Raw genomic sequence first — 16631 nt, 5'->3', positions numbered from 1 at the left:
CAGTTAGTTAACAATATTTTGTATAATTTTGTTAAAAGGAGTGAAATCCCATGTATGAAGAAAAATTGTGGCAGTATTTAAACAAACAAGCGAATAAAGAAGATGCAGAACCCATGAAAAAATATATGCGTGATCAGTTCGAATTTTTCGGAATTCGTTCTCCCATTTTGAAACAAAGTATGAAGGAATTTTTAAAAGAGTATGGATTACCTTCAAAAGAAGAACTACCATCATTAATTAAAGAAGCTTGGTCTCGGCCAGAACGCGAAATGCAGTATGCCACGTTTACAATAATAGAAAAATTAAAGAAGCAGATGACAAAAGAGGATATAGATTGGATCGAATATACCATCGTGAATAAAAGCTGGTGGGATACGGTTGATCATATTGCTAAACATATCGCAGGCTATTATTTGATGAAGTTTCCAGAAGAGATTGAACACGTTACGGAACGTTGGATCGCATCAAAAAACATCTGGCTTATGCGATCGGCCATTCTATTTCAACTCGGGTACAAAGACAAGACCGATAAAGAGCTCCTAGCACAAATTATTAAGGATACAAAGTACGATCAAGATTTCTTTATCCGGAAAGGCATTGGATGGGCGTTGAGAGAATATGCCTACACTGACGCCGATTGGGTATGGGAGTTCGTTCATACAGAGGAGTTAAGTCCACTTTCCTATAAAGAGGCGATTAAAAATATTAAAAAGACAAAGCAGCCGCACTAAACGGCTGCTTCTTTATTTTGAAGTTCTGAAACAACATAACGAATAGCATTTCGAAATGATACAAATGAACGTTGATTCGTATGTACACCAAGAGAAACCATATTTTTAACCATTTCTTTTGGAAAACCGCAGTACAATACATCTGCTCCCATCAACTTAATCGCATCTGTAAGCTTTTGAATCTCATGCCCCAGCTCAGGATCTGTGATGGTTGTTACACCTGAAAAGTCTAAGATGACATAATCCGCTTCATTGTTTAAGCATTCTTTTAATAGTTTCGTAGTCAACGTCTCAAGTCTCTCGAGTGTTAGCTCTCCAATCAGCGGCACTAACAGCGTATGGTCTGCGATTGTTTGAAGAATAGGCGTCGCTAGTTCATTAAGAAGTTCTTTTGTTTTTTCCTTTTCTTGTTCACGCTCTGTTATATCTTTCCACGTTAACAGATAGCCCCTTTTCTCATTCTGCAAGATTAGTTCTTTCACGATCAATCTTGCAACAAACTTATTAAAGAGAACAATCTGCATATCGATCGGAAACTCACCTTTTTTTAACAGCTCTTCTTGAAAAGAGCTTTTATGAAAACTTCTAATAGGTAAGCCAAGAATGTCTTCGGAAGATTCTATTTTAAGGTAAGTCTTCATCATTTCTATTAAATTCTTGCTGCTATGATTCATCCAAGAAATGTGCAAGTCTTGATCTATATAAAAGATATTCTCTTCTAAACAATTCAGTGTGTCCTTAACCGTTTCTTCTAACTCATAAGCCATAAGAAGCGCTCCCCTTTTTTACAGTCCTGTTCCTATCATATCGGAGATTATCCTATTACTCTATAAAAAAAGACTAAATAGACCTCGTTAATGTAAGCGCTATCTAAATCTTTACAAAAAATCCTGTTGTATGATGTTCCAACACCATGTAAAATGTCCATATCAAACATACATGTGTATTTTCCATAAAAACAAAGGGGCGGATAAAATGGTTACTCACGTTTCAGTAGGACTTTTAGGTTTAGGAACTGTCGGCAGCGGTGTTGTTAGAATGATTGAAGGAAATCGAGAAGAATTGCAGCACCGAGTTGGATGCCCTGTTTTTATTGAGAAGATACTCGTTCAGAATGTAGATAAAGAACGCCTAGTCTCCATTAACAATGAATGGTTAACACAGCATCCTGAGGACGTCATCCAAAATCCAAATATTCAGGTTGTAATAGAAGTGATGGGTGGCATTGAACTAGCGCGAGAATACATCACACTTGCTCTTCAAAACAAAAAGCATGTGATTACGGCAAACAAAGATCTGATGGCCTTATACGGTGCAGAGCTTTTACAAGTAGCTCATGAGAATGAATGCGATCTATTCTATGAAGCAAGTGTTGCAGGAGGCATCCCTATTATTCGTTCACTCGTCGATGGGTTAGCTTCAGACAAAATTACAAAGATGATGGGAATCGTCAACGGAACAACGAACTACATTCTTACAAAAATGGATAAACAACAGCGCAACTATGAAGAAGTATTAAAAGAAGCTCAAGATCTTGGATACGCAGAAGCAGATCCTACATCTGATGTTGAAGGTATCGATGCCGCGAGAAAAATGGCGATTCTCTCAACACTCGGATTCTCCATGCACATCCACTTGGATGATGTAACTGTTTCAGGTATTTCAAAAGTTACACAAGAAGATCTTGAATATGCACGCCAGTTCGGTTATACGCTGAAACTGATCGGAAACGCAAAAAAGGATAACGGAAAAGTGGAGATCAGTGTTGAGCCCACTCTTCTGCCCGACTCACATCCGCTAGCAAGTGTTCAAAATGAATATAACGCGGTCTATGTTTACGGTGAATCTGTAGGAGAAACCATGTTCTTCGGACCAGGTGCCGGGCAGCTTCCAACTGCTACTTCAGTGGTTTCTGATTTAGTTGCCGTGGTGAAAAACATGCGACTTGGTGTTAATGGTAAAAGCGTAGTTGCACCGCAGTTTGATAAACAGTTAAAACAGCCGAACGAGATCGACGGAAAATTCTTTTACCGATTGTACGTGAAAGATGAGGCAGGTGCCTTTTCTTCGATCACTTCTCTGTTTTCACTGCATGACATCTCACTTGAAAAATTAATTCAGAGCCCTGTTGATCACAAAGGAGTAGCAGAAGTTGTGATCGTTACACACGGAACGAACAAGCAGCAAGATAGTCACGTATACAACCTGCTTCGTGACTCTGAAATGGTACAAGAAATCAAAAGTCACTATCGTGTGGAGGGAGCTTAACATGCATTGGAAAGGACTTTTACATCAATATAAAGAATATTTGCCGGTCAATGAGTCTACTCCCCTCCTATCTTTAAACGAAGGGCATACTCCACTCATTCCCCTGACACATCTATCTAAGGAATGGGGTATCAACCTTTATGCGAAGTACGAAGGAGCGAATCCGACAGGCTCTTTTAAAGACAGAGGCATGGTGATGGCTGTGGCAAAAGCGAAAGAAGAAGGCAGCAGAGCGATCATCTGTGCATCTACAGGAAATACATCCGCTGCAGCTGCGGCTTATGGCGCAAGAGCTGGCCTCAGATGTATCGTTGTCATTCCAGATGGTAAGATCGCTCAAGGAAAATTGGCTCAAGCAAAAATGTATGGAGCAGAGATTTTTGCGATAGAAGGAAATTTTGATGAAGCTCTTCAGATGGTACAGAAAATGAGTGATGAAGAAGATTTCACTCTTGTTAACTCTGTAAATCCATATCGTCTGGAAGGACAGAAAACAGCAGCTTTCGAATTGGTTGATGCGCTAGACGGAGCTCCTGACATCCTAGCAATACCCGTTGGAAACGCTGGTAACATTAGTGCTTATTGGAAAGGGTTCAAAGAGTATGATGCAGTGAGATCCTCTGGACTCCCCCGTATTCATGGATTTCAAGCAGCCGGTGCAGCTCCTATCGTAAACGGCTCTGTGGTAAAGAATCCTGAAACGATTGCAACTGCCATCCGAATCGGGAATCCTGCGAGCTGGAAGTTAGCTTCATCTGCATTAGAAGAATCAGGTGGGGTCATTGATGCTGTTACAGATGAAGAAATCTTAGAAGCTTATCAGATGCTTGCATCCAAAGAAGGTGTTTTCGCTGAACCTGCTTCTTGCAGTACGATTGCTGGATTGTATAAACAACACAAACAAGGTTTGCTTCCAAAAGGCGCTTCGGTTGTGGCCATCCTAACCGGCAATGGTCTTAAAGACCCTGACATCGCGCTAAAAACAGTGCAACAAGAACCAATCCTAATTCCGAATGATTTTGATCTACTACGTCAACAGCTAAAAGGATGTGTTGTTTAAATGAAAGCAGAACCTTTTTCTATTCATGTTCCAGCAAGTACAGCCAATCTTGGTCCCGGCTTTGATTCTGTCGGGCTTGCGCTAAATAGATACTTAACAGTTCACGTTCAGCCGTTCGCTCCGAGAAAAACAACATTTCACGGCGAAGAACTTCAAGCATTCAATAAAGATGAGAATAACTTAATCATGCATGCTGCACATTTCACAGCAGATTCTTTTAGAAAAAAACTGCCTCCGTGTCAGCTAGATGTGGTTAGTACGTTTCCAACATCAAAAGGAATGGGAAGTTCTGCATCAGCGATCGTGGCAGGCATCGAACTCGCAAACATCCTTTTAAACCTTGAACTTTCTAAAGAATCAAAATCACTACTTGCAAGTTCACTAGAAGAACATCCTGATAATGTGATTCCTGCCATCTTTGGTGGTCTCACGATCAGTTTTTACAATGGACAAGTGGTAGAAACGGTCCATGTACCAGATGTTGCAGTTGAGATGATCGTTGCCATTCCAGATGGAGTTCTTCATACGAAACAGTCTAGAGGCTCTCTGCCAAACCTTCTTCCCTTCAACAAGGCGGTTGAAGGAAGCGCGATCAGCAATGTTCTTGTTGCAGCATTGATGAAGAACGACTGGAAGAAAGCAGCCGATATGATGAACCGCGATTTGTTTCATGAACCGTTTCGTTCGAAATGGGTTCCCCTGTATGCTGAACTTAAGGAAAAAGCAATCGAGCTCGGTGCTTATGGTGCAGCTATAAGTGGATCGGGACCATCCATCGTCTGTTTCACGCCTCATCAAAAAGCAGCAGGTATCACAGAACAACTGTCAGCACTGTTTCCTCAGTACCACTTTGAAACAGTTTTTCCAGATCGCAGAGGTGTAGTCGTCGAAAAATGTTTGTCCGCTGCTCTATAACTCAAACTTAAACAGGAAAAAGGATTAAGCACTTGAAAATGCTTAATCCTTTTTGTTTTATTTATGAGCAATCTCAAATTGATCTCTTAGTAGCGTCCAGTTTTCAGGGAATGGTTCTCCTAATACCCAATAACCAAGCCCTCTTAATTTATATTTCTTCACGAGTTGATTCTTTGCTTCAGCACTTTGTTCGTTCTCAAACCATACAACGTGCTCTTTGCCGCTATCATCTTTGTAATTAAAAAACGGTGCTTGAGACTCGTTATCGTATTTTACAGTCGCATCTTCTTTTAATGCCAAATCATGTGCTTCAGCAGGCGCGACGCGTTTAGCAAATTTATTTCCTTTTTTATATGGAAGTGTCCAATCGTATCCGTATAGCGGGGCGCCCATCACAATTTTTTCTGAAGGAATGACCGATGTTGCATACTTCACTACTTTCTCTACTTGCTTTACAGGCGCAACAGCCATTGGAGGTCCACCAGACCAGCCCCACTCATAGGTCATAAGAACAACAAAGTCAGCTAGCTCTCCATGACGTTTATAGTCATGTGCTCCATGCCACGGTCCTTTTTGTTCATCACTTGTCTTTGGAGCTAATGCAGTTGAAACTTTAAATCCTTCTTTTTGAACTTGTGGGATGATCGTTTCTAGAAAACCGTTATACAGCTCTCGATCTTTTTCTTTAATATGTTCAAAATCAATATTCAGTGCTTTATACCCTTTTTGCTTCATTGTGCTGATAACACTCCCAATCAGCGTTTTTGAAGCGGTTTTATCTGTGAAGATGTTATGTGCGATCTCAGGTGAAAAGTTTCCGTCTATAAAGTTTGTTAACACCATCATCGGCATGGCTTTAGATTTCTTCACTTCTTGAAGCGCCGCATAATCCTTAATCGGCTTAAGTGATCCATCTTTATTTACTTGATAACTAAAAAACGCTACGTAAGTTAGATCGTTTACCGATTCTTGTACATCTTTTATTGATTGTTTCGCTTCGATCGGCTCTAAGAATCCTAATGTCTCAATCTTCGTTTTACCATGATTCGTTTCAGCTTTTGAGATATCGACTTGTTTTTTCTGTGGCGAATTAATCTGTTCTAACCTTGGGCTATTTCGCGTTTCGTTACTCATGTTCTTTGGAGCGGCTTCGCTTTCCTTCATATTATTAGAGTTGCCGCAGCCGCTAAGTACAATCGTAAACGCCGCAAAAAGCGCGACTATCTTCTTCATAAACAAACCTCCTTCATTTTCGTTATTTTTCCATGAAGAGGTTTGTCCTATTCTCTTTTTTAGAAATAGATAGCTCGTACCTTCAACTCCTGTTAGTTTCTTAGCTTCCATAAGGTACAAAAAAAAGGAAAATAACTAATGTATAAAAGAGAGCGGATTTATTCAAGACTGATGCTAATAATTGTTTTCTTTTTACTTCTTATGCAAGTTGATTGGAGCGCAAGGTTGCCGACTCCTATGGGACGAGCGGTCAGGTGGAGACTCCTAAAGGCGCAAAGCGGCAGGAGGCTCACCGGTCGCCCCATGGAAAGCGTGCAACCTGGAGTGGAAATCAACTTCCTTCATAATACATTTCAAAAAAAAAGACCCCACGAGCGTGGAGTCTTTAAAACATTATATCGCCCAGTTTCCATTCTTAAATAACGGAATACGTTTGCCATCCTCATATTCAGCTTCAATTTCAAGATCTGCAGAACCGATCATAAAATCAGTGTGGCCGCGGCTGAAGTTGATCTCTTTTTCTTCCATCTGTTCTGGTGAAAGGTTTCCTGCATCCTTAACTGACATCGTGATTGATGTTCCGATCGCTAGATGGCATGAAGCATTTTCATCATACAATGTGTTATTAAATGTGATACCTGAGTTTGAGATCGGTGAATCGTGAGGAACTAATGCAACCTCACCTAAGTACCCCATTCCATCATCGATGCTAAGCAGCTGTTTCAATGTGTCATACCCTTCCTCAGCCGTGAAATCAATCACTTTTCCATCTTTAAACGTTAAGCTGAAGTTATCAATGATGTTCCCCATCGCGGAAAGTGGTTTTGAGCTTGATACTTTACCGTTTACACCATATTTTCTCGGTGTCGTGAACACTTCTTCCGTAGGCAAGTTCGGGATATAATACGTTCCGAACGTTGAATGGTGACCTCCACCAATCCACGTGTGATCTGGATGAAGATCGATGCTTAAATCCGTACCTTCTGATTTATAATGAAGCGTTTTGAACTGCTGTTCGTTTAAGTAGTTCACTTTCTCTGTCAACGTTTTCACATGATCGTCCCATGCTGCTACAGGATTATCCTGATCGACTCGAACGGTTTTGAAGATCGCTTCCCATAATGCATCTACCGCTTCTTCATCATTTTTGTCTGGGAATACGCTCTTAGCCCAGCCAACTGTAGGTGCACCAGCAATCGCCCAGTGCATATCTCCTCTTAATTGACCTGCTGAGAAAGCTTGAAGTTTCTCTCCGCGATTTTTTTGAACGAACATCATTCGCTCAGAAGGAACGCCTTTATAAGCATTTGGATCATTCCCCGTGATCATCAAAAAACAATCATGATTTTCCACAAGGCTGTTATATTTATCAATTTCCCATGAAGGTAGATCATTTTGAAGAACCTCTTCTGCTGCAAGAGTGAGATGAATGCGGCTTGTTTGTGTATCTGTCCAATCCACCATCACTCGTTTACAACCATTCTCGTATGCATGCTTCGTTACCTTACGCGTAAATTCTGCCGTCTCAATTGGCGAACTAATGAGCAACCTTTGTCCCTCTTTTAAACCTAATCCAACCTTTATCACTAATTCAGCGTATTGATCCAATTTTTCTTCAAAAGACTTCATACTTTCCCCTCCGATTGGTGAATACATAAAAACGACTGATAAGTTTATATTATTTTAATTATATAAAAAAATGAATATTATGACTACTGTTTTCTTTAATGACTTCTAAGTTGACTGTAGTGTGAGAAACTTCTTAGCTACCCCCTACTTAGGGTAAGCTCACCTCACCTCCGGAAAAGTAAGGATCTGAAACGGACAATGAAGATAAAGAAACATTTACTTAAAAGAAAAGATCACATAACAGACTGTGATCTTAAATGATTACTTTCAGTTTTATTTAGGCTAAATCCGATCTGCGAGAGTGCACTCTCTAAATTGTTCGTGATCATAATTCCATTAAAATCTACATCAACATGTAAAGTTGTCATTGCAAGATCAGGTCTGAATCCCGTTAGAATCGGAGTAACACCTATTAACCTTAACAACTTCACAATATTTAACAGATATTCACTAACCGAATTATTGATTCTGCTCACTCCTGAAAGATCAACGATCATATACTCAAGTTCTAAGCTCATACTGCTTTCTAGTGTGCTTTGAATGATGATTTCTGCTCGATATTCATTGATATGACCAATGATTGGAAGGATTGCAACACCTTTTGTTAAAGGAACGATCGGCACTGAAAGTTCTTTTATCTCTTTATTTGCCTTGTCCAGTTCTAACACGTACGTCAATAAGGATGACATCGTCTGGAAAAGCTCGATGTGCTGATCTGTAAACTCAAAGGTTTCAGTATCTAAACCACAGATGGTTCCGTAATTTTCACCATCTTCATAATAGATCGGTATTGCAATAAAGCTTCCACCACCTAGATCTGCCGTCACATTCAGATGCTTCGTCCGTTCATTTTCCGTAATATCTTCGATTAAAAGAATATCATTGCCTTGATCCACACTCACTTTACAAAACGTTTCTTGAAAGGGCATTGATGTACCTTCTTGAATCAATACTGTGTTTTTATTAATCGCTTTTTTTATTTCATTTACTTCTTTGTCGTTCTTAGCAATAAACAAGGTATTAATGTTGATAAGTTTACTCATAAAATGAAGAATATTCTCTGTTGCTTCTTCAAAGTTTTTAACCGATTTATTTTTAAGCGCTGCATTTAGATGAATAGACAAAGTAAATGACCAACCTTTCATTTCCAAAAATCTTTTTGAGTTTATACTTTGATGGTCCACCCATTTATTTACCCTTCGCTAAATGAAATAAACATTTATGTAAAAAAATATCTCTTTCAACCGTAATTCCAGTCTTCTTATACTAAATTATGGTACTTATGATTTGAATTATGCGATACTTTTTTATGAGGTGATGTTATTTGGAAATTAAGATTGATATTGATCCAAAGTATGAACAAACTGCCATTACGATTCAAACAAATGAAATGACTTCTGAGTTAGAGAAGATTCTCCTTTGCCTTAAGAACACCAAAACAAGCCACATAAAAATTTTTGGGGCGAAAGAAGATCAAACGTTTATTTTACAACCATCAGAAATTGATTATTTTTATTCTGAAGACAGAAGAACTTATGCAAGAACGAAACAATCACACTATGAAGTAAGCATGAATCTCACTATGATCCAAAGTCATTTGAGGAATCACTATTTTGCACGCTTCTCTAAATCAGTAGTAGGAAACGTAAATCAGATTAAACGTTTTGAGTTATCGTTTAACGGAAATTTGTGTGTGTACTTCCATTCTGGACACCGAGAATATGTAAGTAAAAAATATGTTAAAGCACTAAAAGAAAAACTATTAAAAGGAGGTACTAATGAATGATTGTGAATAATTGTTTTTTAAACAAGCTTTTAATCGGATTGAGTTTTGGTGCGGTGATATTTTTTGTTGCTTTAACTAGTTACATGCTATTCGAAATTGAGATAACTATAAAAGAACTTTGGCTGAATTTCACAGGTTCACTACTGGTCGGAATCTACTTTTCAACTGCATCGGTGATTTTTGATAATGAAAAATGGAGTACCCTTAAACAAACTAGTATTCACTTTTTAACTTCAGTCGCATTCTTCTTCCCCATCGCCATACTTGCAAAGTGGGTGCCTGTTGAGCCTTCTCCACTCATAATATGCTTCCTATGCTTTCTTATCATCTACAGCTTCATCTATTTAATCTTTTATTTTCATTTCAAAAGAATAGAACGGCAGTTAAACGATTTACTCTAAACGTTTATAAAAGCTAAAAAAAACAGCTCTTTGAACGAGAGTTGTTTTTTATGTCTAAAGAACTATATGAAAACTCCTAAAATAAAACATTCTTCACCATTTTTTCAAATTAAAAGTGTTTGAAAATAGTTCTTTAAATAGTAAATACTCCCTATTCTATATAAAAAACACGGGAGTTATCTCCTATTCTAGTAGTTGCGTTATCGTGGTAACATTTTGAATACACGGAATTATCCGACAATATATGTCGGTTTTCGGTAACTACTACGATTTAGGGGGAATCTTGGTGAAAAAAGGGAAATGGGTATCTGCTGCACTCGCTACTATGTTAAGCTGCTCTGCTTTTTCAGGTGTTAGTGCTGCACCAGCGAATGTATCATCCGATTTACAAGCTACACATCAACACGAAGATCACAAAGGACATAAGCATGGAGGCGGTCCTTTTGATTTAGGCGTCGCCAACGATGAAAAATTGATCGAAATGCTAAAGAAACAAGGTGAAATCAGTAAAAACGCATCTGAAGCAGATGCACAGAAAAAATTACAGCAATTTTTACACAAAAAACAAGAGAACGCTTCTAAATTCTCTGAAGGTGCTTTAGAAGATGAACATAGTGAAAAACGTAAAGAAATTAGAAGTAAGCATAAAAAAGATGGCCTTAAAAAAGACGGTAGAAAAGAAGATAAAATCAAGAATGTAAAAGAAGAAAAGTGGAAAGGACAAAAGCGTGTAGATAACGTTCTTGTTCTTATGATAGAGTTTCCAGACTATCCTGCTACGAACATTAAAGCAGACGAAACAGATATGTTTTATGAAGAATATCCTAAGAAACACTATGAAGACTTAGTCTTTGGAAATAAAGGATATAAAGGACCGAACGGGGAAAAATTAATCTCCATGAAGCAATATTATGAACAACAATCCGGTGGAAGTTATTCCGTAAAAGGTAGTGTTGGAGGATGGTATAAAGCTAAACATCCAGCTGCTTATTATGGAGGTAACGTACCTACTCCAGACGGTAGCGACAAAGACGCTCGTTCTCTAGTAAAAGAAGCATTAGAAGCGGCAGCAAAAGATCCTAAAATTAATCTAGGAGACTATGACCAAGAAGATCGCTACGACATGGATGGTGATGGCAATACACGTGAAGCTGATGGTTTAGTAGATCACCTCATGATCGTTCACTCAAGCGTTGGTGAAGAAGCTGGCGGAGGTGCACTTGCTGGTGACGCAATTTGGAGCCACCGTTGGAATCTAGGACAGCCTTTCCCAATCGCAGGCTCTGAGTCTGAAGTTGATTATTGGAACGGTATGATGGGAGCTTACGATTATACGGTTCAACCTGCTGATGGAGCCGCTGGCGTATTCGCTCATGAATATGGTCATGATCTTGAGCTTCCAGATGAGTATGATACACAATACACTGGCCAAGGTGAGCCTGTTGCTTACTGGTCGATCATGTCTAGCGGAAGCTGGGCTGGTAAAGTTCCTGGTACGGAGCCAACTGGTTTCAGTGCTTGGTCTAAAGAGTTCTTACAAGCGTATATCGGTGGTAACTGGTTAAGTGGAGAAACGTTCGTTTACGAAGAGATCGATCGTAAAGGAATTGAAGTTCTTCTCGATCAGGCAAACACGAAAGGTACGAACAATGATGCCATTCGCGTTGATCTTCCACAAAAAGAAACAGTGGTTAACAAGCCGTATAGCGGCGAAAACCAATATTTCAGTGGCAGCGGAGATGACCTTGATAACTCATTAGTTACCTCTCTTGATCTTACAAAAGCTTCAACAGCTTCACTAAACTTTAAAACTTGGTATGATATTGAAACAGATTGGGATTATGCTTCTATTCAAGTGAAAGAAGAAGGAGCAACGGATTGGGTAACTGTTAAAGGAAACCTGACAACAGATACGAATCCAAATGAACAAAACCCTGGCCACGGTATTACAGGAAGCACGAATGGTGAATGGGTAAACGGAGCGTTCAATCTATCAGCTTATGCTGGCAAGAAGATCGACCTGAAGTTCAACTATTGGACAGATGTAGCTGCAACAATGCCTGGATTCTTTGTAGATGACATTTCTGTAAACGTTGATGGAACTGAAGTATTGTTTGATAATGCTGAAGGAACGTCTACATTTAAGCAAGAAGGCTTCACGAAGAACCAAGGAAAATTCTTTTCTGATCATTACTACTTATTAGAATGGAGAAATCACCAAGGTGTTGATAAAGGGCTTGGGCACATCGCTCGCGGTAAAAGCTTGATGTCTTATGATGGCGGACTTGTTGTTTGGTACGTGGATAACAGCTATTCTGACAACTGGACAGGCATCCACCCTGGAGATGGTTTCTTAGGCGTAGTTGATGCCAACCAAGAAACGCTTAAATGGAGCGATGGTAAAGTAGCTTCAACTCGCTACCTGATCCATGATGCTGCGTTCAACACAGATAAAGGTAAACCGATGTTCTTAGATTACAAAGCAATCAATGGAACATCGCTTACAGATAACGCGATCCATCCAAACTCCGTATTCAATGATAAAGATGACTACTCTAACCCTGGACTTCTAGACGCAGGACGTAACGTTCCACAATACGGACTAAAGTTCTCAGTTGAAGGAAAGAGTAAAGATAATTCTGTAGCGAAGATTAAGATCTCTCGCAAGAAATAAACATTATTCAGAAACCCAACTGTGTACATGCAGTTGGGTTTTATTTTCCTAGGGTAAACTGTTAATAAGGAGGGTATAAAGGTGAAAAAGTTTGTACGCGTATTCTTAACGGTTTTTACACTGATCTTGCTTATGAGTTGCAGTTCACAAGAAAACGATAATCTTCCTGGGAAAAACACAAAGGAATCAGAAGAAAAAAAGGCAGAAACTGATCCAAAAGATTCCTCTGATTCTAAATCTGCAGAACAAAACGAGGTGACTGCCATGATCGCGAATGACGAAAGAATCATTCAGATGCTTAAAGATAAGGGAGAGATTCCTGAGAATGCCACAACAGAAGAAATCAACAACGCTCTCCAAAAATATCTGCAACAAAAGAAGCCTGGCAATCTAGAGGATGAAAAAGCTAAAAAGAAATACATCGAGGAATTGAAGCAAAGTATTCAAAAAGAAAGTAAGACAGCTGAATAGCAAACAGCATATAAAAGGCTGTTTTCGTATTCAGTGTTGCTTTTGAAAGTAGTTGATTTTCGTTTCAGATGCTCGCTTTCCGCGGGGCAGACGGTGAGCCACATTCGTACGTTACCGTATAAGTGTCTCACCTGCCCGCCTGTCCCGCAGGAGTCTCGCAACTTCCACTACAATCAAAAAGTCAAAGAAGGAATAGAAAAAGACTTAAAAGCAACAATCTTTTAGAACGCATTCAATATAAAAGATTTAAATCAGCAACATTCTAATAAAAAAACAAAAAAAGATGGTTTAAAGTGTCTAGTCTTAGAGCACTTTAAAACCATCTTTTTTATTGCTTAACTTCGTTTATATGGCCACCAGTTTGCTTCACCAAAGTTCTTAACTAAAACTGGGATGAGTAACGGCAACACGACAAATGCATATAGAAGCAACCCTACTAAGATGATGGACGCGATCTGCAATAATGAAAGCATTCCAGAAGGCATCATCGCAGCAAACGTTCCACCTAATATGATAACGGCGGAAATGATAACCGTCCCCATCTTTTTCATAGCGAGAAGCATCGCATCTGCAACCGTAAGATCTTTATATTCATTAAATCGATCCATTAAGAAGATGCTATAATCAACCCCGAGCGCCACAAGGATTACGAATCCAAAGAACGGAACAGCCCAGCTGATACCTGTATATCCTAAAAGATTCACATAGATGAATTCATTGATCCCCATTGACGTGTAATACGTTAAAATGAGTGAACCGATCAAGTAGACAGGCATTATTAAAGAACGGAACAAGAATACGAGAATGATCGAGATTCCTACTAGCATGAGCAGAACAGTTCTTGAGAAATCATTGCTAGAAACAGTCTGCAAGTCAGCGTTTGAACTCGTGATTCCCCCAACTGCCACTTTTGCGTTTTCTAGCTCCGTTCCTTTTGTCACTCGATTGATCGCTTCTTTTATCTCGCCTACTTCATCAATTGACTCGTTAGAATAAGGGTTGATTCCAAACACTACATCCATCGTCATCGTTTTGCGATCTTCTGATAGATAAGCATGGAGTGCCTGTTCAAAATCCTCGCTTTCAAGGACCTCTTCTGGCATATAAAAAGCACTCTTATCCTTTGTTTCGGCTAGATTGTTCAAATAATCCTGCGCAGAACCAAGACCATCTGAAACTTGATTCAATCCGTCAGCACTCTGATCTAAACCAGTCGTTAACTGACTAAACTGACCACCAAGGTCTTCAAATCCTTTTAGAAGTTCTTGTTGGCCGCTATTGATACCGCTTAAGCCGTTTGTTAGCTTAGGTACATTATCAACGATCTGACCTTGACCGTTAGCTAACTGCCCGAGACCGGACTGAAGTTGATCTGTACCATCGATCACTTGTTGAAGTCCACCAATGATGCTTTGCTGGTAACCATTAACCTCTTTAAATTTTCCATTGGCTTGTTGAACACCTGATGAAACTTGACTCAATCCACCGTTTAATTGGTCTAGTTGACCTTTGATAACAGGCAATTGGTTTTGAGTTGCTTTCACTGTGTTCTTTATTTTCTGATACTCTGCATCGTTTTCTGGAATAATTCCATAACGATCTTCCAAAGCTTGAAAATCTTGTTCTGTAATCGAGGCTAAAGCAGTATTCAAGCTTCCTAAACCTTGCCCTAGTTTTACGTAGTTTGATTGGATCGTTGATAGATTTGATCCCGCTTGTTCATAACCCTTCTGAATCTTTTGATAACCAGCCAACAGCTCTTGTTGTTTAGATTTTATCTGTTGTAATCCCTTTTTTGCGTCAGCTGCTCCTATCGTTCCTTTTCGAATTCCATCTTCTATCTTCACCAGATTCTTTTGAATCTCGTATAAACCCGATTGAGTAGCACTCGTGCCGTCGATAAGCTGCTGAATGCCGTCAGTCGCACCAGTCAGCTGCGGCTCAGATTTTGATAACTCTCCGCTCGCTTCCATAAGTCCGCTGCTGATTTTATTGATTCCTTCTTTTCCATCACCAAGGCCATCGCCTAAGTTTTCTGCCTGCTTGTAGACGAAGAATTCTTCAACCGGTTCGCCAGTAGGTCTGGAAACAGACCTTACTGCATCAACGTGGTTAACCTTTTCAAGTTCCTGACTAATCTTTTCAGCAAGCTCCATGTATGAAGTCGAGTCCATACTTTCATCATTTTTAATAACGATGTTTGTTGGCATCGATTCTCCCGCTCCAAAGCTTTCTTCAATTACATTAAACGCTTGGATCGATGAAACATCCCCTGAAATTTCTTCTAATGAGTTAAACGATAGCTTTCCATCATACGTCACAAGAAAAGGTACGCATATCACCGCAACGAGTACGAGCGATAACAATGGACGTTTTAACGAAAAGTTCCCTGCAACTGCCCAGAGCTTGCTTTCGCCATGCTCCGCTTTTTTCTTAGATGGCCAAAAGATTTTCTGCCCCAAGACCATCATGAAGAAAGGAACAATAGTGAATAGAGCGACTAAAAGTATACCTACACCAACCGCAACGGCTGCTGCTGATTGATAGAGAATGAACTGTGAAAAACCGATCGCAGCAAATCCAATCATGACCGCCAATCCACTAAAGAAAACAGTACGTCCCGCCTGACGATACGTTGCGATAATCGCTTCTGTTTTACTTTCTGTGAGTGTTAGTTCTTCTTTATATCGACTTAGCAAAAGAATGCAATAATCTGTCCCGATTCCAAACAGTACAGCGACTAAAAAGATCTGCGTATAATTGGAAATTGGAAAGTCGAACGAATCGACTAACATCGCCACGATTGATTGTGAAGCAAGATACGTCACACCAACGGTTAACAACGGAATAAGTGGGGCAACAACCGATCTGAATACTAAGAGCAACACGCCTAGAATGAATACTACCGTAATGCCTTCTGTCTTTTTAAGTCCCTCTTCAGAACTCTTTACAAGATCTTCGTTGATCATCCAGTTACTTGTGTAATAGTGATCAACATTGTTGTCTTGGATCGTTTTGTATAGAGCCTCATTCACTTCACTTGGCTCCCGGTCATTCCAAGCTACTTTTATAGACGTTAAGATAGAGTTTCCATCTTTTGAGACTAACTGCTTCTCCAGACTTTTTTCATTAAAGTGAGTCAGAATCTCCGTGATTCCTAGTTCTTCTTTGCTCTTTTCAAGTTGACGAATCGCACGCTCAACTTCTTTTTTATCTGCGGCACTAAGCCCCTTTTCATCTGTAAAGACAAGGGCTACGGTAGACTCATCTCCACCTCCTTCTTGTTCCTGAACTTCGCTCATAATGTCTGAAGCCAATGATGACGAATAGCCATCCGGTACATCGACTTGTCCTTTTTCTCGAACCAGCTCTGCCATATTAGGTGCCGATAACATAAGAACGGCAACGACAGCGATCCATGCTACAAGCACAAGCCATTTTTGTTTTAAAATAAACCGCACGA

13 protein-coding genes are annotated in these 16631 nt (G+C 39.6%); 8 read left to right on the top strand and 5 right to left on the bottom strand.

The genetic code is table 11. The features are described 5' to 3' along the window. The first annotated feature begins 50 nt into the window (after positions 1-50). A complete protein-coding gene (locus IHV09_RS10815; protein WP_197264490.1) occupies positions 51-731 on the top strand; it encodes a DNA alkylation repair protein in 681 nt (226 codons plus the stop codon). Here the strand turns inward: IHV09_RS10815 and IHV09_RS10810 are convergent. Then, positions 728-1498: an STAS domain-containing protein gene (locus IHV09_RS10810; RefSeq protein ID WP_197264489.1), complete on the bottom strand. Its 771-nt coding sequence runs from the start codon at positions 1496-1498 to the stop codon at positions 728-730. The genes IHV09_RS10815 and IHV09_RS10810 overlap by 4 nt on opposite strands. Positions 1499-1706: 208 nt before the next feature. On the opposite strand from IHV09_RS10810, the gene IHV09_RS10805 reads away from it, so the two are divergent. The 3 genes from IHV09_RS10805 to thrB are packed head-to-tail and all read left to right on the top strand — an operon-like array spanning position 1707 to position 4974. Beyond that, positions 1707-2999 carry a homoserine dehydrogenase gene (locus tag IHV09_RS10805; protein ID WP_197264488.1) on the top strand — a complete coding sequence of 431 codons (1293 nt, stop codon included), beginning with the start codon at positions 1707-1709 and terminating at the stop codon, positions 2997-2999. Between the two features lies 1 nt (position 3000). After that, positions 3001-4059 carry a threonine synthase gene (thrC, locus tag IHV09_RS10800; RefSeq protein WP_197264487.1) on the top strand — a complete coding sequence of 353 codons (1059 nt, stop codon included), beginning with the start codon at positions 3001-3003 and terminating at the stop codon, positions 4057-4059. Beyond that, positions 4060-4974 (top strand): homoserine kinase, encoded by a 915-nt coding sequence (gene thrB / locus IHV09_RS10795; protein ID WP_197129447.1) that lies wholly within the window; start codon positions 4060-4062, stop codon positions 4972-4974. Positions 4975-5031: 57 nt separating this feature from the next. Here the strand turns inward: thrB and IHV09_RS10790 are convergent, their stop codons facing one another. The 3 genes from IHV09_RS10790 to IHV09_RS10780 form a co-directional block, all read right to left on the bottom strand. Next, positions 5032-6207 (bottom strand): glycosyl hydrolase family 18 protein, encoded by a 1176-nt coding sequence (locus IHV09_RS10790; protein WP_197189731.1) that lies wholly within the window; start codon positions 6205-6207, stop codon positions 5032-5034. A 393-nt stretch (positions 6208-6600) separates the two neighbouring features. Further along, the gene (locus IHV09_RS10785) at positions 6601-7836 is read right to left on the bottom strand and encodes an aminopeptidase (protein ID WP_197264486.1); all 1236 of its coding nucleotides are present in this window, start codon (positions 7834-7836) and stop codon (positions 6601-6603) included. A gap of 233 nt (positions 7837-8069) precedes the next feature. Further along, on the bottom strand, positions 8070-8981 hold the full coding sequence (locus tag IHV09_RS10780; protein ID WP_197264485.1) for a GAF domain-containing protein: 912 nt from the start codon (positions 8979-8981) through the stop codon (positions 8070-8072). Positions 8982-9160: 179 nt separating this feature from the next. Between IHV09_RS10780 and IHV09_RS10775 the strand changes: the two genes are divergently transcribed. From IHV09_RS10775 to IHV09_RS10760, 4 genes are all read left to right on the top strand, one after another. Further along, the gene (locus tag IHV09_RS10775) at positions 9161-9622 is read left to right on the top strand and encodes a LytTR family DNA-binding domain-containing protein (RefSeq protein WP_197264484.1); all 462 of its coding nucleotides are present in this window, start codon (positions 9161-9163) and stop codon (positions 9620-9622) included. Continuing rightward, complete coding sequence (locus IHV09_RS10770) at positions 9619-10023, top strand: DUF3021 domain-containing protein (RefSeq protein WP_197264483.1); 405 nt, start codon at positions 9619-9621, stop codon at positions 10021-10023. Before IHV09_RS10775 ends, IHV09_RS10770 begins: the two co-directional genes overlap by 4 nt. A gap of 286 nt (positions 10024-10309) precedes the next feature. Further along, positions 10310-12697, top strand: coding sequence for an immune inhibitor A domain-containing protein (locus tag IHV09_RS10765; RefSeq protein ID WP_197264482.1), 2388 nt, complete (start codon positions 10310-10312; stop codon positions 12695-12697). Between the two features lie 81 nt (positions 12698-12778). Then, positions 12779-13168: a hypothetical protein gene (locus IHV09_RS10760; protein WP_197189736.1), complete on the top strand. Its 390-nt coding sequence runs from the start codon at positions 12779-12781 to the stop codon at positions 13166-13168. Between the two features lie 335 nt (positions 13169-13503). Here IHV09_RS10760 and IHV09_RS10755 read toward each other — a convergent pair whose 3' ends face one another. After that, the gene (locus IHV09_RS10755) at positions 13504-16629 is read right to left on the bottom strand and encodes an MMPL family transporter (protein WP_197264481.1); all 3126 of its coding nucleotides are present in this window, start codon (positions 16627-16629) and stop codon (positions 13504-13506) included. Positions 16630-16631 lie beyond the last annotated feature (2 nt).

It is taken from the genome of Fictibacillus sp. 23RED33, from assembly GCF_015903925.1.
GTDB lineage: Bacteria > Bacillota > Bacilli > Bacillales > Fictibacillaceae > Fictibacillus > Fictibacillus phosphorivorans.
This window is presented reverse-complemented; position numbering and strand designations above follow the sequence as displayed.